The 18,300-nt window shown below is 38.4% G+C and carries 15 protein-coding genes, 2 pseudogenes and 1 other annotated feature; of the genes and pseudogenes, 10 read left to right on the forward strand and 7 right to left on the reverse strand.

All coding sequences use genetic code 11. The annotated features are described in order from the left end of the window. Positions 1-27 precede the first annotated feature (27 nt). Positions 28-1,071 carry a nitronate monooxygenase family protein gene (locus Q9Q86_RS08195; RefSeq protein ID WP_039047389.1) on the forward strand — a complete coding sequence of 348 codons (1,044 nt, stop codon included), beginning with the start codon at positions 28-30 and terminating at the stop codon, positions 1,069-1,071. A 56-nt stretch (positions 1,072-1,127) separates the two neighbouring features. Here Q9Q86_RS08195 and ppk1 read toward each other — a convergent pair whose 3' ends face one another. Both ppk1 and mtgA read right to left on the reverse strand, forming a co-directional pair. Next, entirely contained in the window at positions 1,128-3,206 is a 2,079-nt protein-coding gene (gene ppk1 / locus Q9Q86_RS08200) for a polyphosphate kinase 1 (RefSeq protein WP_004912640.1), read from the reverse strand. A gap of 110 nt (positions 3,207-3,316) precedes the next feature. Next, positions 3,317-3,991 carry a monofunctional biosynthetic peptidoglycan transglycosylase gene (gene mtgA / locus Q9Q86_RS08205; RefSeq protein WP_004912643.1) on the reverse strand — a complete coding sequence of 225 codons (675 nt, stop codon included), beginning with the start codon at positions 3,989-3,991 and terminating at the stop codon, positions 3,317-3,319. 73 nt (positions 3,992-4,064) lie between these two features. On the opposite strand from mtgA, the gene Q9Q86_RS08210 reads away from it, so the two are divergent. Beyond that, entirely contained in the window at positions 4,065-4,871 is an 807-nt protein-coding gene (locus Q9Q86_RS08210) for a rhomboid family intramembrane serine protease (protein ID WP_112986966.1), read from the forward strand. Here the strand turns inward: Q9Q86_RS08210 and Q9Q86_RS08215 are convergent. Continuing rightward, positions 4,868-7,354 (reverse strand): ABC transporter permease, encoded by a 2,487-nt coding sequence (locus Q9Q86_RS08215; protein ID WP_112986965.1) that lies wholly within the window; start codon positions 7,352-7,354, stop codon positions 4,868-4,870. The two genes, Q9Q86_RS08210 and Q9Q86_RS08215, sit on opposite strands and share 4 nt — an antisense overlap. Further along, a complete protein-coding gene (locus tag Q9Q86_RS08220; protein WP_005402242.1) occupies positions 7,351-8,055 on the reverse strand; it encodes an ABC transporter ATP-binding protein in 705 nt (234 codons plus the stop codon). Before Q9Q86_RS08220 ends, Q9Q86_RS08215 begins: the two co-directional genes overlap by 4 nt. A gap of 42 nt (positions 8,056-8,097) precedes the next feature. Here Q9Q86_RS08220 and Q9Q86_RS08225 point away from each other — a divergent pair, with 42 nt between their 5' ends. After that, a complete protein-coding gene (locus tag Q9Q86_RS08225) occupies positions 8,098-8,721 on the forward strand; it encodes an arylesterase (protein WP_171053779.1) in 624 nt (207 codons plus the stop codon). Between the two features lie 34 nt (positions 8,722-8,755). On the opposite strand, the gene Q9Q86_RS08230 is transcribed toward Q9Q86_RS08225, so the two are convergent. Next, the gene (locus Q9Q86_RS08230; protein ID WP_004912657.1) at positions 8,756-9,370 is read right to left on the reverse strand and encodes a carbonic anhydrase; all 615 of its coding nucleotides are present in this window, start codon (positions 9,368-9,370) and stop codon (positions 8,756-8,758) included. A gap of 236 nt (positions 9,371-9,606) precedes the next feature. Between Q9Q86_RS08230 and Q9Q86_RS08235 the strand changes: the two genes are divergently transcribed. Further along, a complete protein-coding gene (locus tag Q9Q86_RS08235) occupies positions 9,607-10,623 on the forward strand; it encodes an alpha/beta fold hydrolase (protein WP_039047393.1) in 1,017 nt (338 codons plus the stop codon). A 19-nt stretch (positions 10,624-10,642) separates the two neighbouring features. Continuing rightward, entirely contained in the window at positions 10,643-11,656 is a 1,014-nt protein-coding gene (locus Q9Q86_RS08240) for a hypothetical protein (protein ID WP_112986964.1), read from the forward strand. Positions 11,657-11,681: 25 nt separating this feature from the next. Here the strand turns inward: Q9Q86_RS08240 and Q9Q86_RS08245 are convergent, their stop codons facing one another. Beyond that, a complete protein-coding gene (locus Q9Q86_RS08245; protein WP_112986963.1) occupies positions 11,682-13,691 on the reverse strand; it encodes a ligand-gated channel protein in 2,010 nt (669 codons plus the stop codon). Positions 13,692-13,915: 224 nt separating this feature from the next. Continuing rightward, a complete protein-coding gene (nfuA, locus tag Q9Q86_RS08250; protein ID WP_004956172.1) occupies positions 13,916-14,554 on the reverse strand; it encodes a Fe-S biogenesis protein NfuA in 639 nt (212 codons plus the stop codon). A gap of 153 nt (positions 14,555-14,707) precedes the next feature. On the opposite strand from nfuA, the gene Q9Q86_RS08255 reads away from it, so the two are divergent. From Q9Q86_RS08255 to Q9Q86_RS08275, 5 genes and pseudogenes are all read left to right on the forward strand, one after another. After that, positions 14,708-15,325: a rhomboid family intramembrane serine protease gene (locus Q9Q86_RS08255; protein WP_112986962.1), complete on the forward strand. Its 618-nt coding sequence runs from the start codon at positions 14,708-14,710 to the stop codon at positions 15,323-15,325. Between the two features lie 164 nt (positions 15,326-15,489). Further along, positions 15,490-15,654 (forward strand): hypothetical protein, encoded by a 165-nt coding sequence (locus Q9Q86_RS08260; protein ID WP_004912673.1) that lies wholly within the window; start codon positions 15,490-15,492, stop codon positions 15,652-15,654. A 205-nt stretch (positions 15,655-15,859) separates the two neighbouring features. Then, positions 15,860-16,330: pseudogene (locus Q9Q86_RS08265) on the forward strand (helix-turn-helix transcriptional regulator); the annotation flags it as partial. Positions 16,331-16,379: 49 nt separating this feature from the next. After that, a protein-coding gene (locus Q9Q86_RS08270; protein ID WP_100833221.1) for an IS3 family transposase occupies positions 16,380-17,599 on the forward strand; the annotation gives its coding sequence in 2 pieces (ribosomal slippage) (positions 16,380-16,656 and positions 16,656-17,599; 1,221 coding nt in all). Continuing rightward, positions 16,655-16,771 (forward strand) — a sequence feature (AL1L pseudoknot). Its footprint overlaps the gene before it by 117 nt. Positions 17,600-17,633: 34 nt before the next feature. Continuing rightward, positions 17,634-18,299: pseudogene (locus Q9Q86_RS08275) on the forward strand (helix-turn-helix transcriptional regulator); the annotation flags it as partial. Between the last annotated feature and the right edge of the window lies 1 nt (position 18,300).

Consider the following 18,300-nt stretch of genomic DNA (forward strand, 5'->3'; position numbering starts at 1 on the left):
TGAATAAAAATGATGTAGGTATAGAATATGACTATTTTAGAATTATTAGAAATTAAACATCCCATTTTTATTTCACCGATGGCTGGTGTTTCCACACCTGAACTTGCAGCGGAGGTATCTAACCAAGGCGCTCTTGGTGCTCTTGGGTTGGGTGCAAACACACCTGAAGCAGCTAAAGAACAGATTATTAAAACTCAATCATTAACTGATAAACCTTTTCAGGTGAACTTCTTTTGTCATCAATCTGAACAGCTTGATCAAGATGTAGCACAACAATGGATCAACTACCTACGCCCTCATTTTGAGAAATTTGATGCACAACCACCCCAACAACTGAATTGTATATATCCTAGCTTTTTAGACAGCGATGATTATTTGGATATTGTTTTACAAACCCAACCCAAAGCTGTCAGTTTCCATTTCGGCATTCCCAAAGCTCATCAAATTTCTGCACTAAAACAAGCAGGAATTATCACCATGGTTTCTGCAACAAATTTAATTGAAGCCCAAGCCATTGAAGCTGCTGGTATAGATTTGATCATCGCTCAAGGTATAGAAGCTGGAGGACATCGCGGTATTTTTAATCAAGAATTTGATGCAGCTATCAAAACTTTAGATTTGGTGAGCTTAATTTCAAAACATTGCAAAATACCTGTGATTGCTGCAGGCGGTATTATGAATGGTGATCAAGTTAAACAGATGATGAAAGCGGGAGCTGTAGCTGTTCAACTTGGAACAGCATTTGTTCAATGTAAAAGTTCAAGTGCAAATGCAGCTTATCGAAAAGCATTGTTTAGTCAAAAAATCACCCAGATCAGTGCGAGTTTATCTGGTCGCCCTGCACGTGGCTTATTGGGCACATGGCATACAGAAATTGACTCACCACAGCGACCAAAAGTTCCAGCCTACCCATACACTTATGATCTAACCAAACAACTGATGGCTATTGCCAACAAACAACAAGAATTTGGCTACAATGCATTTTGGGCAGGTAGTAATGTTGCACAAATTCGTGAACTTGAAGCAGCTGATCTCATTAACCAATTGGTTTTAGAAATGAAATCATATTAAGCACTGATCAAGGCAGAATTAAAAAACCGATCTATTGAAGATCGGTTTTTTAGTGCTTATTTAATCAAGTCTAACAAGGTGTGCTGAGCATTATGTAGCTCCTCACCTTCCGCAGGTTTAGCACGCTCCCAAACACCATCACCTTGCAATAACCATGCTTGCTGATTATCTTTCAGATAGTTAAGCAGACCTTGTTGATAAATACGTTTTTTCAATGCAGGGTCTTCAATTGGGAAACAAGCTTCAACACGGTTGAATAAATTACGATCCATCCAGTCTGCACTCGAACAATAAATACGTGGATTTCCATTATTGCTAAAGTAATAAACACGGGTATGTTCTAAGAAACGCCCAACGATCGAACGGACGCGAATATTTTCTGACAGGTTCGGTAAACCAGGACGTAAACAGCAAATTGAACGAATAATTAAATCAATCTGAACACCCGCTTGAGATGCCTCATACAATTTATTGATCAATTGAACTTCAGTTAAAGCATTTACTTTGACAATGATTTGAGCTGGCTTACCTGCTTTTGCATTAGCAATTTCATCATCAATATAGTTAATCAATTGAGCATGTAAAGTAAATGGTGCATGCAAGAGCTTCTTCGGCTTCGCCATTTTGCCCATGCCAGTTAACTCTTGGAATATGCGATGTACGTCTTCACATAAATCTTTGTCTGTCGTCATCAAACCATAGTCCGTATAGATACGGGCATTGGTTGCATGATAATTACCTGTCCCTAAATGAACATAACGGACTAGTTTATTATTCTCACGACGCACAACTAAGATCATTTTGGCGTGTGTTTTATAGCCTACGATGCCGTATACAACGACCGCACCTGCTTCTTGCAAAACGTTTGCAACCTCGATGTTTGACTCTTCATCAAAACGAGCCCGCAATTCAATTACTGCTGTGACTTCTTTGCCATTACGTGCAGCTTCAGCAAGTACCTGAACAATTTCAGAATCAGCACCACTTCGATATAAAGTCTGCTTAATTGCAAGCACTTGTGGATCACGTGCTGCTTCACGTAATAATTGAATTACAGGTGCAAAAGATTCGAATGGATGATGCAGCAAAATATCTTGCTTTTGCATCGCAGAAAACACACTTTCAGATTTCTTGAATGCTTTTGGAATAATTGGTGTGTGGGAATCATATCGTAAATGTGGACGTTTAAAATTGGACAACAAACGCGCCAAATTTACAGGACCGTCTACACGATAAAGTTGTTCTTCATTTAGATCAAATTCATCTAACAAATATTCATAGATGTGTTTTGGACAATTATGAGTTACTTCTAAACGTACAGCACGACCAAAACGACGAGAACTTAACTCACCTTTTAAGGCTTTCGCTAAGTCTTCAACATCTTCGTTAAGAGCTAAATCGGCATTACGTGTTACACGAAACTGATAACAACCCGTCGCTGTCATACCAGGGAATAAATCAGATACATGCTCATGAATAATCGCAGATAGCATGACATGATGTTCTTTTCCACCTGTCAGCTCATCTGGTAAACGAACCACACGCGGTAATGAGCGCGGTGCAGGGACGACAGCTAGATCAATTTGACGACCAAAAGCATCTTTACCTTCCAAGGTCACGATAAAGTTTAGACTTTTATTCACTAAACGAGGAAATGGATGCGCTGGATCAAGACTAATTGGCGTTAACACAGGAGCGACTTGCTCTTGAAAATACTTTTTAATCCATGCTGACTGTGCAGGTGTCAACTCACCACGGCGTAGGAAACAAATGTCTTCTTCACGCAACTTAGGTAAGATCTGCTCGTTTAGAATTCGATATTGTCGTTCAATTGCAGCATGAGCAGTAACAGAGATTTGATCTAAAACTTGCTTTGGAGTTAAGCCATCTGGTGTGCGACTTTCATTGCCCAGAGTTAGTTGCTCCATCATCCCTGCAACACGGATTTCAAAAAACTCATCTAAATTGCGGGAAAAGATCAGTAAGAAATTCATACGCTCCAATAACGGATGAAGTGGGTCGACAGCCTGTTCCAAGACACGTAAATGGAAATCGAGGATGGATAATTCGCGATTAATATAACGATCGTTGTAACTATATTCTATTGGCGTTGTTGTCGTCACTGCCGTATTCATACTGAACCTTGTTATTTATGCATTCATCTACTGATAATTTAAGTATGCTGCAAATTTATGTCAATTTGGTAAAAAAGCCCAAAAATATTGAGCTTTTTTAATCGATCGGATTATTCTGGAAGCTGTGTTCCGTTCATATATCTCAATATGACGCGTTTGCGATATTGCAACTTACGGTCATTACGATGATCTTGATAATACTTAGGATTTGGTAACAACGCTGCTAAAAATGCGGCTTGTTCACGTGTTAAGCTTTTTGAACTTTTCCCATAATAATATTGTGTTGCAGCTTCAACCCCATAAATATTTTCACCAAATTCTACAGAGTTCATATATACCTCTAAAATTCGGCGCTTTGACCACATCCGCTCCATCATCCAAGTTGCAACTGCTTCTTGTCCTTTGCGAATAAACGAACGTTGGTTGTATAAAAATAGGTTTTTTGCCAATTGTTGCGAAATTGTTGATCCACCTGCAACCACTTCACCCTTCTCATTATTACGTTCTAAAGCATGTTGGATACCTGCCCAATCGAATCCATGATGATGGACAAACTTCGCATCTTCGGCTGCAAGAATTGCGTGCTTAAAGTTGTCACTAATCTCATCATAATCTCGCCAATCTTGCTGAATTGGCTTCATATCAGACCAATAGTCCAACCGCATAAACATTGTAGTTTCAACTGGATTGGTTCTCCACCAAACTAAACTTGCAAAGATCCAAAGTTGGATGAGGAGTATCACTCCAATAATCAACATTACTGCACGTGCTAAAAAGGCTTTCATTAAAGTGCATCACTCCTAGGGCAACGAATTCATGCTAAGCTGTTTTTTATATTGATGACTAGCTTAAACACATATGACTGACATGACACCACCACAAATCAATCAAAAGTTGAGAATCCATACATGGTGGTTTACCGCATTACTTATTGCCGTCAATGTCAGTTTATTTGGTTGGCAAGTTCTTTCAGGTGTGAATATTACCGACCCTTCACCTCTAGATGCAATTGCTTGGGGTGCAGATTTTACACCACTTACATTCTTATCTCAGCCTGAGCGCCTATTCACTAGCATGTTTTTCCATTTTGGACTCATCCATCTGATGCTAAATATGTGGGCGCTTTATATTTTTGGCAGTGTAGCTGAACAACTATTTGGTCGTCCCTATTATATAGGTATGTATTTTCTTGCTGGTTTAATGGGAAGTGTATTATCGAGTTATCTCTCGATTCGAGATACATATGATTTGCTACAAAACTTTGATCCTGCTTTATTACCTCGTATTAGCGCAGGTGCATCAGGTGCGGTTATGGGACTCGGTGCTGCATTGACCGTAATTTCATTATTGCCTCAACTCGCAAATCAACGTTTTATTCTAGATAAAAAATCATTACTGATGATTATGGCAATCAACCTTGTATTTGGTTTCACCGTATCTGGCATCAACAATGCCGCACATATCGGTGGCATGCTGATGGGTGGTTTGTTGGCGGGCTTATGGTACCTGTCTCAAAAAACACAACGAACGGGTGTATTCCAATTTATAGCACTGCTTGTTGCAGTCTCTACTTTAAGTATCTTTTATTGGTATTGCACCCGACTCAGCACAGAACTCACTCCTTTGTGGACTGAGATTCTGCGCCAAAATCAGATCAGTTTTTAAGACTGATTAATTTCTCTTAAACTTTGCAAAGGTGGTATATCACAAAGATAGCTTAAGCGATAACGACCTATCAATGTACATACCACCATCATTGTCAAAGGAAGAATAATCCAGATTTCTGGATGCCATTGAATAGACATTTGCATTTTATAGCTAGCGATAGCACTGATCACCTCAGCAAAAAAACACGCCACAACACCTGAGACTAATCCAATAAAACCGATTTCTAAACTCAACATGCGTTTTAATCGATTCTTAGCGATTCCAAATGATCTTAACAGTGCCACTTCTCGACGACGTTCATCCATCAATACATTTAAGCACGCAATCAAGACTAAGATACCTGACAAACCAACCAATATTGCAAGTACTGTCACGATCTGAACCAACACAGTCATCAAACGTTTCACTTCATCTAGAACACGTCCAACATCAATAAAAACAGTATTTGAAAATTGCTGAATCAACTCAACCATTTTTGCCTGATCAGTTGGCGGAACATAAAAACTACCTAAATAACTTCCAGCATTTTCATCCATCGTTTTAGGTGAAAAAATGAAAAAGAAATTGGGGCTAAAACTTTCCCATTCTACGGAGCGTAAATTAATCACGGTTGCATTCAAGCTTCCTTCAGGCAGACTAAAGCTCAGTTGATCGCCAATTTTGATTCCAAGTTCACTCGCCAATTTTTCTTCAACAGAAACTTGCCCAGTTTGAGTAAATGTTGAACGTCCTTGAATAATCACATTATCTTTAGGGTACACAGAGGACTGCGTAAGATTTAATTCACGACGTAATGAGTTATTTTCTTTGATCAATTCTGGAGAGAAAGCTTCACCATTTTTTGAAATCAATCGACCTCGAATATTTGGATACAACGGCGTTGAACTCCAATGATTCTGTTCCAACGATTGTTTCAACAAAGGCATGTCAAATGGAGGCAGACCATACACAAATTGATTAGGTGTTCCCTCAGGAAGTTGTTGTTGCCAGCGCTCAAGTAAGTCTGTTCTCAATACACTAAGTACCGTAATTAAACTTAATCCCAGTGCAAGTGCCGTAATTTGCAATGCAGTTTGATGCGGTATCCGAACATAGGCAGATAATGGGTGCTTTAATTGTTTGATCAGTTTGAGAAGCAACCAAATAACAGCATATAAGACTCCACAAAGCACAAGAATTGCAGCGAGAACCATTAGGCTCAATTGTAAATTATCACTAAGAACTAAACTAAAAATCATTAAACTGATCGTGCCGATAGCAAACATTGCTATATAGGATTTGCGTGAACGTTCTTGTTGACGAATTACGCGTATTGGCGGCGTATTTAATAACTCCCAAATACTCGGCAGAATAAAACCAATCAAAACCATTACACTGGTGAAAATAGCAATCGGTAATGCCATCAGGATATCAAATACAGCAAAACTAACTTGTAGTTGCGGAATGAGCTGCAACATCAATTGCAATAATCCATAGCCTAATGCGATTCCAATCAGGCTTCCTAACACGATGGAAATAGCACTTACCAAGGCTAACAAGCCTAAATAAGCAATCAATATCTGTTTCTTACTTGAACCCAAACACCGCATCAAAGCAATATGATCTTGGTTTTGTTGTACATAACGTTGACTAGTTAGAGCAATCGCAATCCCACAAAGCAAAATAGTAAGTAAATTGGCGAGCTGTAGGAATGTATCCAAATTCTCGATTGGTTTCATTAATCGTGTATTGGACTGACTAGCATCACGTAATCGAAGTGAAGTTTGTTCCGAATTTTCTACAGATGAATTTGCATTCGGAGAGGTTTCATCCTCTTGATGCGTTTGCTGCTTATAAATCGTTTTAAATGCATTTACTTGTTCTAGCTGACCCGCCATCAATAAACGATATTCAATCCGACTCCCTACTTGTATGGCATTTGTCTTCGCAATATCCGCCTGATGAATAATAACTGTTGGTGAAAATCCAGAGAAACCTAACTCTTGATTTGAATCATGTTCAATCACGCCTGTGAAAGTAAATGTTCCATCTGCAATTGCAACTTGTTCACCTAATTTAACTTTGAGTAAATCAACTGCCCGTGGGCTTAACCAGACTTGATTTGGTTGTATTGATTTGGCTTGGGGTTCAATTTCTAACTTGCCTCGCAAAGGAAATTGATCATTGACCGCTTTGACATTAACCATGACAAATTGATCATGGGTATGTGCCATAGAACCAAATACAGTGACTGGAGAATGCTTCAAGTTCAGCTTATTCGCTTGCTCTATCCAACTGGACTGAATCGGATGACTATCCGACAATACCAGATCAGCTCCAAGCATTTCAGCTGCTTGTAAGGTCACAGCATTTTGTACTTGAGTGTTGCTAAATTTCAAAGCCGTTGTCGCACTGATCGCCAATGAAAGTGCAATAATCAGTAAATACAAACCACCCGTTCGAAAACTTTGTATCAGTAATGGCTTTAAAATAGAACTCATATTGCCCCCTCTGATCGAACAATCTCCTGAATCTGACCATCGATAAGTTTGACATGACGTTGACAAAGTTCAGCTAAGTTTTGATCATGCGTGACTAGAACCAATGTTGTTCCCAACTCTTTGTTTAAATCAAAAAGTAATTGTTCAATCTCTTCTGCAGTTTGCCCATCTAAATTACCTGTGGGTTCATCTGCAAAAATTAATTTAGGTTCAGCAATCAAGGCACGTGCAATAGCGACACGCTGTTGCTCACCACCAGATAAAACTTTGGGTGTTTGATGAGCCTGTCGAATCAAACCAACACGCTCTAACCATGCCAACGCTTTTTTCTCAGCATCTTTAAATTGGAAGTCTGGCTGTAAACGCATCGGCAGCATGACATTTTCTAAAGCACTTAACTGTGGAAGAAGTTGAAATGACTGAAATACAAACCCAATATTTTCTAAACGAACTTGTGCTCGCTGTTCCTCTGTTAGCTGATGTACATCTTGACCGCAAACCGTCAATTCACCACTACTAGGACGATCCAAAGTCGCTAAAATCCCCAACAATGTTGACTTTCCTGAACCTGAACGTCCCGTAATTGCAATCTGCTCTCCCTGATAAATTTCCAAATCAATTTCTTTTAAAATCGTTAAATTTTGCTGATTAATTTGAATGGTTTGTGTAACTTTTCGAGCAGAAATAATCGGTTGTGGCATGATGTCACGTATCCTTTAGAACAAATTTTAAGTGCTATGCAAATATCTAAAGTTATCTTGTTCGTTTCTAAAACACTGGGAGCGCTTGCAATATGTGTATTCCCGACAATCGTTTCAGCTAAGACCATATTGATTGTGGGAGATAGTCTGAGTGCAGGCTATGGAATAGATGTCAAACAAGGCTGGGTTAACTTATTACAACAACGGCTTGACCAACAGTATCCGAAAAAACACAAAGTGGTCAATGCAAGTGTAAGCGGTGAAACAACAAGCGGTGCACTTGCAAGAATGCCTAAGCTATTACAAACCTATAAGCCTGAAATTGTGGTGATTGAGCTAGGTGGTAATGATGGACTTCGAGGACAACCACCTCAAATGATCCAACGTAATCTTGCTCAGTTGGTACAACTCAGTCAAAGACAAAAGGCAACAGTTTTACTGTTTGGTATGAAGATACCACCAAATTATGGAACGGCGTATAGCACAGCGTTTGAAAAAAATTATAAAGTTGTAAGTCAGCAATACAAAGTTAAGCTTTTACCTTTCTTTTTGGAAGGTGTAGCTGGCAATAAAAATCTTATTCAAAAAGATCAAATTCATCCAAATGCTCAGGCGCAGCCGATCATGTTAAATTTAGCTTATCCATATATAAAAGGTGCCTTGTAGGCACCTTTTATAATTTAACAATCTATAACTTTATTTAGAAATCAAAAAAAGTCACTTCACCTGTCTCAAGTGAGTATTCAGCTCCAACCACGATCATTTTGCCTTTCTCGATTAAGCTTTCAAGTACAGCGGAACCATGACGCAACTGATTTACTGAAGCAAATACATTAGAGCGTACAGCATGTGCCGATAACTTTTTCAAATCATCTTTCAATTCTGTTTGCATTAAGATTTCAACAGATGGGCGTACACGGTTTACGATCGACATTAAGTTGGAAGAAGGTGCTTGATCAGGATGCTTTAAAGTATCGATCGTTGCTTGAATTGCGCCACAGTGACTATGACCTAATACCACAACAACAGCACAATCATAACGTTCAGCAGCAAATTCAACGCTACCTACTTGAGAAGGTGCAACAATATTTCCTGCTACACGAATAACGAATAAATCACCTAAGCCTTGATCAAAAACCATTTCCGCTGGCACTCGAGAATCGGAACATCCTAAAACAATAGCAAAAGGGTTTTGTTCACTTGCCATTTCAGCACGTTCTTGGTGAGTGAGTTGCTTCTGTAGGGCGGCTTCCCCTTTCACAAAACGAGCATTACCAGCTTTTAAACGTTCTAGAGCTTCATGAGCGGTGAGCATGCTTAAATCCATCTATGATTGACATGAAAAAATAGTTTAATGTGAGGACGATAGATTGTCACTGACAAAAATAAAAACTCTCAAACATTTGGTGATCGATTTATCAAGAAAAATAAGGAAAAAATAATCATTTCATTGGCAATAATTTACAGACATCTGTTGAATATGCAAATGACTATGTTTGAAACTTCAACAATAATCAAAAGGTTTAAAAATAAATCAAGGACAGAAAAATCATGATGAATAGAAGCTTTTCCACACCAATCCGAAAAACACTGACGGCTATCGCCTTCAGTTGCAGTCTTGCTGCAACCATGACAACAACGATGACTCAAGCCGCTGAAATCGAAATGAGTTTCCAAAATGTATTACAACAGGAACGTGCTTGGGCTGGGTTACAAAGTAAAACGCTTAAAGTTGGTGACATTACATGGTCTTATAGTGAAGGTGGTCAAGTCGGTAAACCGATTGTTGTACTTATTCATGGCTTGGCTGGTAGTCGTGATAACTGGAATCGTGTCGCGAATGCATTAACAGGCAACTATCATGTGATCATTCCAGATTTACCTGCCAGTGGCGAAACCCAAGTTCCGAAAGAATTTGATTATTCTGTACCTAATGTCACAGAAAAATTACGCCGTTTTATTGAGGCTGCAAACTTAACAGGACCTGCTCATATTGCAGGACACTCTCTAGGTGGCTCTATTGCGATGCTTTATGCGGGTCAATATCCATTTGAAACCAAGAGTTTATTTTTAGTTGATGCGGCTGGTGTCTACAAAGCTGGAAATACACCTTACTTAAAAGATCCAAACCAAATCAGAAGTATGATCGTCAGTAAAAAAGGCGACTTTAATTTCTTAATGCAGCAAGCAATGCATAACCCGCCGTTTATTCCTAAAGAAATTGCCCAAGCACAAGAGAAGATGATGATTGGACAAATAGAACAAACTCAGAAAATGGTTGACCAAATCATTGCACTCAATAAATTATTTACACCAGACTCATTTGCCTTACTTGCTAAATCAATTGATGCACCAACACTGATTTTATGGGGTAAGCAAGATAAAATTATCAATGTTGAAGTCGCACCTGAGTTAAAATCACTTTTGAAAAACGCTCAAGCACCTGTCATCTTGGATAATGTCGGTCATATGCCGATCTTAGAAGCAGATCAGCTCGTCGTTCAACAATATCTACCGTTCTTGAGTAAAACCCAAGCCCAAAAGTCGGTGACTGCACCTACTCCTTAATCATTTATTTAGAGTCTTTATGCTTAAACACCCAATGATAGAACAACTGATTGATGCTCAACTGGACTTTTTAGATCAACAGTTTTCGCAATCAGAAACAATTCAACAAGAGTTCTCGCAGCTCTATCATTGGATACGTTTACAACAACTACAACATATTTGGTCTTTTGAACAAATTTATACCTTAATTGAAAAACAGATCTTAAATACACCTGCTAGTTCATTTTTAGTTGAACAAATTGCCGAGCACATTCGATTTGCACTTATTCATCCTTTAAATGATGAAACAACCATCGAAGAAATTATTCCTGTTTTAACGATCGATACGATTGCTCAATACGTTGCAAGTAAAAGTGGGCATCGCCAACGCTTAATTAAAACGATTGTAAATAATCCTGCATTTTCTGCTCTGATTACTCAACTTATTCAACACTCTATTCAAGATTATTTGGATAATTCAGTGATGTCTAAACGTGTCCCAGGCGTTGGTCATTTCATGAAAATGGGGAAATCTGTATTAGAGACTGTTACGGACTCTAATCTAAATGACACAGTCGGCCATTATTTACAGAAGAATATTCTTAAAATTAGCCAAATGAGTGAGCGTGTGCTCAATCAGCATTTTAATGATGAAAAGCTATATCATTTCCAAGCTAATATTTGGCACAAAATTAAAGTTATGCCTGTTTCCGTGTTAAAAAATTATGTTGAAGTTCAAGATCTAACTCAAACTGTTGGTATGGGACATGAGATCTGGGATCATCTTCGTCAGACACCCTATATGAAACAACAAGTACATGATGGTGTTTACGCATGGTATGCACGCAATCAGGAGCGTACGTTTGATCAACTCCTTCGAGATCTCAATATTAATGAGAGTTTGATTCAAAATGAATTAAGTCTTTTATTAACGCCAGTGTTAAAGCGTTTAATTGACACTGGTTATTTAAGACAACGCGCACGTATTCATTTAGAGAAATTTTATTATTCTGACCAAGTAATGAACATCCTCAATCATGAACAAGGCGCCTAAGCGCCTTGTTTTTTATCATTTAAAGTTAGAAACTATATGTAAGACCTAAATTGTAACGACGACCATCCAACACATAACTATAAGTTTCTATATCTATTTCCTTATCTAGCAAATTATATACCCCTGCGGCAATTGCGACATTTTGCGTAGGTTTATAATTGAAACCAACATCAACCATGCTATAGGCAGGCTTACCTTTGGTCATCGCTGTTCGACTTAAATAGTCAGATGTTTTACTGCGATAATTAACTCTTGCCCAACTAGAAAACTGATCCGATACTTCCCAATCCGCTGTTGTATTGAACATATGCTTAGGCATTTCATTTAAAGGCTTACCTTTATTAATACCACTCTTCTGTTCTGTATCTGTAAAGGTGTAATTCGCTGATACATTCACATTAGGCAACGCCTGCCATCCAAACGTCAGTTCAGCACCACGCATATTGGCTTTATCCACGTTCTCACGTAAGCTGACAAAGTCGAATTTTTCACCTAACCAATCACACTCTAAGGCACCAATATTTTCACCCTGACAGGTTCTAACTTCTGTAATTTTATCTTTGAAATCACTATTAAAAATAGTAAGTCCAGCAGTGAGATGATCTAAATTATCCCAGTTGAAAGACACCTCATAGTTAACACTTTTTTCAGGTTTTAGGTCTGGATTACCAACAATTACGCCCTTACTTTGACCACCACCTGTTGCTTGCCCCCACTCAGCTACCGTCGCACGAAGTGCAGGCGTTTTATATCCTGTAGACACGCCTCCTTTAATCACCCACTGATCATTTAAACCCCAAACGCCATAGATTTTTGGACTCCAATGATCACCAAACTTCTCATCTTCATCTAAACGTAATGATGTAGTCAGAGTGAAATCATCAACAATATTCCATGCATTTTCAGCAAACAATGCCCAACTATAACGATCTAAACTTGAGACAGGTTTTGCCCCTCCCACACTTAGTTGATTGCCTTGATCATCTAATTCTTCTTTTAAGTACATTCCACCAAAACTCAAACTATGACAATCAAAGTTAATCTTGTTAATCGTATTAAAAGTAGTATTGATGGCTTCCATATTGCGTGATGGATTTTCATTTTCTTCACGCTGAATATATGAATGTGTTTCAACAGGGCCAAGCTGACCTCGATGAGTTAAGCTGTACTCTGTTCGATAATAATCTGTAAGTGAATCTACTGGAGGATTTCGACCTGTTTGCACAGGAGAGATACTTTTTCCAACGGTTCCATTACGATTTTGAATTGAACGCTGATAGTCCAAATCAATCGTATGCTGATCATTCGGGGTCAGACTCAAGGCTGCACCACCCGCTCGAATTTTCTGCTCCTTATAACCTCCATATATCTCGTCTTCATCTCGCTGAGAATATAAGCCATTTGCTTTGAACGACAACAGATTTGCAATTAAAGGACCAGCGATATATGCATTGGTTTGATAAAGATGACCTGATTTTGAATTTTCTTGTAGTGTTGTATCTAGCTTAATAGAACCTGTCCATTGAGCTGTATTTTTTTTAGTAATAATATTAATTACACCGCCCATCGCATCAGAGCCATATAAACCAGACATTGGACCGCGAATCACCTCAATTCGTTCAATCGCGCCAATATTGGGTAACCAACCTTGCTCGATCCCAGAATTATCACTATTTGGTCTCACAGAGCGGGTATTCACTTTTTTACCATCGACCATAATCACGGTATAGGCACTTCCCATACCCCGTATACTAATATCGCTAGAACTTCCTCCCCCCGTCACGACAACACCTGGAATATCTTTCAGTGCATCTGTGACATCTCGATAAGCTTTTTTATTAATTTCTTCTTGTGAAAGTACTGAGATCGAGGCTGCTGCTTTCTTTATATCTTGCTCAAAACCACTCGCTGTCACCACGATGGTCTCTAATTGATTAAGCTCTTGTGTTTTGGTTTCTGCTGCATATGCAATGGAAAACATTCCGCTCATCACTGAAAGTGTGAGTAAAGATTTACGGGTTATTTTATTCGACATAGTTTTCACCTAAACGACACAAATCTTAAGATTTGCTTAAAAATTTATGTGAATTCCAACAAAAAACAAATAAAACTCAATACAAATGATAATTATTATTTATATACTCATTAATGCACATGATTTTATTGTTATGAAACAATATTAAAAACAAAGCAAAGGTTCAAAAATTAAAAAAGAGCCTCATATAGGCTCTCTTTTATTCATGAATGCAATCCTTCAAATTACTTGAAATATGCACCTTCTGATTGAGTATGATCTGTTTGATCTACAACACGCTGTAATTCTGGTACATGCTGTTTTAAAGTGGTTTCAACACCTTGTTTCAAAGTCACATCAATCGCTGAACAACCTTGGCAACCACCGCCAAACTTCAATACGGCTGTTAAACCATGTTCTGGATCATTTTGTACTTCCACAAGGCTACAATTACCGCCATGACCTTCTAAACCTGGATTAATTTCAGATTGTAATACATAAGTAATACGCTCTTCGATTGATGCATCAGGCCCTACACGTGGAACTTTCGAGTTAGGTGCACGGAAAGTCAGCTGACCACCAAAACGATCTTTATTGTAATCAATGACTGCATCAACTAAATAAGGAATCGATGGTGCATCTACATATGCAGGAAAGTCTGGATAATCCTGTTTATAGTCCGTTGGTACCACTTCTTCAGGCGCGCTATAAGCCATACAACATTCAGCGCGTGGTGTTCCTGGATGCTCTACAAAAACTCGAACGCCAATTCCTGGAGTATTTTGTTTTGCTAATAGATCACGTAAATACTCTTGTGCAGAGGGAGTAATCAAAAGGTTTGGAATTTCTTCTGCGACAGCAGTGTTGGTGTTCTCAGTCGACATAACAATAATCCTCAAGCTGATGTCGTTATATTAACCGAAGATGGAGGGTAATAAAAAAAAATCAACCATTTTTGTAGGAATTATATGCAAGATGATTGTTTATTAACTTTTTAATGGCATTATTGCTTAGACACTGATCAATTTAATTCATTTATGCTACATCTACCCTTTGGTCACACTGTGACTCTGATGATTATTACCGTTGCGATTTCTTTATTAGCATTTAGCAATCAAACCGTGATGAACCGTTTGATTTTTTGGCCACCAGCGATGCAACGTGGGCAATTTGACCGCTTTATTACCCATGGTTTTGTACATGCAGATGGGACACATTTACTGTTCAATATGATTACCCTATTTTTCTTCGGTAATATCATTGAAAGCTTTTATCGTGAATTCTTCTACGATATGGGCTTTGTACTGTTTTATTTGGGTGGATTAATTTTTGCTATCTTGCCAAGTTATTTAAAACATAAGAATGATGTCCGTTGGGCGAGTCTGGGCGCTTCAGGAGCAGTCTCGGCCGTTTTATTTGCATATATTTTATTTCAACCGTGGAATTTAATTTTCGTATTCTTTATTCCAGTTCCTGCGATTATTTTCGCTATTTTATATGTGGCTTACAGTATTTGGTCTGGTAAACGTGGAAATACCAATATAAACCATAGTGCTCACTTATGGGGAGCAGCATACGGTGTCATTGTTACCGTTATCCTCGAACCTAAAGTTCTGCCACATTTTCTTAGCCAACTCACAAAACTCCCCTTCTAAACTAAAATATTCACACTCAATCCCTTTTGTAAATAACAAAAGGGATTATTGACAATGTATGCCAAGATACAGAAATTGAATAAAAAAATGCGTCATTCATCTAGTAGAAAAATGAATTGCACATTAAAGTCTAAAATGAATAAACAAAACTTTGGGATGAAGTTATGAAGAAAGCATTATTGTGCCTAAGCGCATTGTTCTGTTTAGGTTTATCAGCGTGTGCTGTACATACACCTCATGGTAGCGTCGTTGTTGATCCAGATCGTACCTATGGTGGTGGCCATGGAGATTTCTGTCCTCCTGGACAGGCTAAAAAAGGTCGCTGCTAAGTTTAATTTTGTCTAAACTCACTTGTTGGGTTTAGACAATTTCCTCCTCCTGCAATCAAATGAAAATCATTACTAATTCAAACACACATTTCATCGAATAATTGCCTAAAACTTCACACTTTTTTACTTCTAGCGATTTCATTTATTAAAATGCCATATAAAATATAAGGAAATCTATTCTCTTCATTTTGATGGGATTTCTTCAATGGATCTAATTCAACGCTGTGCAGTTAAAGAAATCCTGAATCAAGTTCAGAATGCGGATGACTGGGTTATTTTTTTAGAGCATCTCAATCATCATTTTGATGTCCAAGCATCTCAACTTTTAGCAGTTGATCTCGAAGTTCAAGCACTTTCATTTAGTATTCATCACGGTGTCAACCTTGACTCGCATCAACTTGAACAAGCAGCACTCAAGCAAATTCGTCTTGAAATTGACGATGATCCTCGTTTAAAAAAAATGTTATCTGCACCGATGAATGGTTGGATGCATTGCAAAGAGCATTTCCAAGAAGATGAGATCACCCAAACACAAGTTTATCAACAAGTATTAAAACCACTTGATCTAAGATTCTGTTCTGCCATCCAAGTTATTTTTGATCATAAGGTATGTGTCATTCTTTCATTTCTAACCAGTTATGATCGTGGTGCCTTAAGCTGTTCTGAGTTGAAGCCTGAACCGTACCGGGTTTGTCGGAGACCACTTTTCTTGAGAGAATGTCCCGATGAAAAAAGTAAAATACACCCCTGAAATCAGAGATAGAGCGGTTCAATTATTGATTGAATCTGAAAAAGATTATCCTTCTACTTGGGCTGCAATCACCGCTATTGCTCCCAAGATAGGTTGTACTCCTGAAACTCTACGTGTTTGGTATCAAAAATATTTAGATAAACAAAACCCAATTAAAGTACAGCAACTTTCAGATCAAGAACGTATTAAACAACTCGAACGTGAAAATAAAGAACTGCAACGTGCTAACGAAATTCTACGTAAAGCAGCCGCTTTTTTCGCCCAGGCGGAGCTCGACCGCCCACACAAATAATGGTGGATTTTATCCAGAACAATAAAGATCGATATGGTGTTGAAGCGATTTGTAGAATTTTACCGATTGCAGCTTCGACCTATTATCGGGCTTTAGATCTCGTTGATAACCCAGAACATCGAGCGAAACGTGCTCTGCATGATTTACATCATGCAGAGCAAATCAAACGTATTTGGAAAGAAAGTTTAGGTCGATATGGTGTGCGTAAGGTCTGGCAACAATTGAAACGTGAAGGTTATGTTATCGCACGTTGTACAGTTGCTCGATTGATGCAGAAGCTAGGTATACAAGGTGTTTGGCGTGGTAAGAATAAACAAACCACCCGTAGCCGAGATGATCAAAAACGAGCAGATGACTTAGTAAAACGCAATTTTAATGCAGATCATCCTGACCAGCTGTGGGTCGCTGACTTCACGTATATTCAAACTCATTCAGGCTGGGTCTATACCGCCTTTATTATTGATGTGTTCTCGCGAGCAATTGTTGGATGGAAAGTATCAACACGTATGAATACAGATATGGTGCTCGATGCACTGGAGCAAGCATTGCATGATCGAGGCATGCCAAAGAACGTGATTCATCATAGTGACAGAGGCGTGCAATATCTTTCCATTCGTTATACCAATCGTTTAGAAGCAGCAAATTTACGAGCATCAGTCGGTACGACCGGTGATTCATACGATAATGCTTTGGCTGAAACGGTGAATGGCTTATACAAAACAGAGGTGATTGAATATTTAAAAGCGGATTGGCAAGGTTTAGCGGATGTACAACTTGCGACACTAAACTGGGTAGATTGGTTCAATAAAGAGCGTGTACACAGTGCACTGGGTTATGTATCACCTTTTGAGTTTGAAGCAATGTACTATGATAAGATTAACCCGTTAGGTCAGGTGGCCTAACTTAAATAAAAAAGTCTCCGACAAACCCGGTACGGTTCAGCCTGTTTATGAAATTTTGCCGATCTTGCAGCAAAAAATTCAGCAATATCGACATCATTTTGAATATTCCACAATGACCCTTTTAGGCTCCCAACTTATTCAAAAGATGAAGCAAGCTATTGCGATCATTAATTTTAACGGTGATATTTTAGAATTTAATGCGGAGGCACAACAATTATTTGAAATAAATCCTCAAATTCAAATAAAACAGCGACGCTTTGTTTTTACTGGTGAGAATCAAACTATTTTCGACCAAAATCTAATCGAATTGGAGCGAAATTATAAAAATAATCCAGATCTAAGTTATGCCGAGCGAACAAAAATTATGATGTTGGATCACCAACTTTTCCTGAGCCTAGATTTACTCTCTCCTGAAAAAGCGCATAAGATTTTTGGTTTGCGACCAGTTTTGTTAGTAACATTCTCAGGCTTAAAACATAGACCCAAATATCAGAAAGAAATTTGCGCAAAACTATTTATGTTTACACCTGTAGAACACAGAATCTGTGAACAACTCCTAGATGGAAAAACGGTCAAAGAAATTGCTATGTCACAAGATATTCAATCAGATACTGTCAAAAAGCATTTACAGTCCATCTTTAAAAAGACCCAAACTCACCGTCAAAGTGAGTTGATCCAATTATTAATGCAATTTCTATAAC

The organism is Acinetobacter sp. A22 (assembly GCF_030913345.1).
GTDB lineage: Bacteria > Pseudomonadota > Gammaproteobacteria > Pseudomonadales > Moraxellaceae > Acinetobacter > Acinetobacter junii.

Excerpts from the sequence above, each read along its gene's own strand:
- Q9Q86_RS08195 (WP_039047389.1), top strand. The coding sequence starts at position 28 with ATGACTATTTTAGAATTATTAGAAATTAAACATCCCATTTTTATTTCA.
- ppk1 (WP_004912640.1), bottom strand. The coding sequence starts at position 3,206 with ATGAATACGGCAGTGACGACAACAACGCCAATAGAATATAGTTACAAC.
- mtgA (WP_004912643.1), bottom strand. The coding sequence starts at position 3,991 with ATGAAAGCCTTTTTAGCACGTGCAGTAATGTTGATTATTGGAGTGATA.
- Q9Q86_RS08210 (WP_112986966.1), top strand. The coding sequence starts at position 4,065 with ATGACTGACATGACACCACCACAAATCAATCAAAAGTTGAGAATCCAT.
- Q9Q86_RS08215 (WP_112986965.1), bottom strand. The coding sequence starts at position 7,354 with ATGAGTTCTATTTTAAAGCCATTACTGATACAAAGTTTTCGAACGGGT.
- Q9Q86_RS08220 (WP_005402242.1), bottom strand. The coding sequence starts at position 8,055 with ATGCCACAACCGATTATTTCTGCTCGAAAAGTTACACAAACCATTCAA.
- Q9Q86_RS08230 (WP_004912657.1), bottom strand. The coding sequence starts at position 9,370 with ATGCTCACCGCTCATGAAGCTCTAGAACGTTTAAAAGCTGGTAATGCT.
- Q9Q86_RS08235 (WP_039047393.1), top strand. The coding sequence starts at position 9,607 with ATGATGAATAGAAGCTTTTCCACACCAATCCGAAAAACACTGACGGCT.
- Q9Q86_RS08240 (WP_112986964.1), top strand. The coding sequence starts at position 10,643 with ATGCTTAAACACCCAATGATAGAACAACTGATTGATGCTCAACTGGAC.
- Q9Q86_RS08245 (WP_112986963.1), bottom strand. The coding sequence starts at position 13,691 with ATGTCGAATAAAATAACCCGTAAATCTTTACTCACACTTTCAGTGATG.
- nfuA (WP_004956172.1), bottom strand. The coding sequence starts at position 14,554 with ATGTCGACTGAGAACACCAACACTGCTGTCGCAGAAGAAATTCCAAAC.
- Q9Q86_RS08255 (WP_112986962.1), top strand. The coding sequence starts at position 14,708 with ATGCTACATCTACCCTTTGGTCACACTGTGACTCTGATGATTATTACC.
- Q9Q86_RS08260 (WP_004912673.1), top strand. The coding sequence starts at position 15,490 with ATGAAGAAAGCATTATTGTGCCTAAGCGCATTGTTCTGTTTAGGTTTA.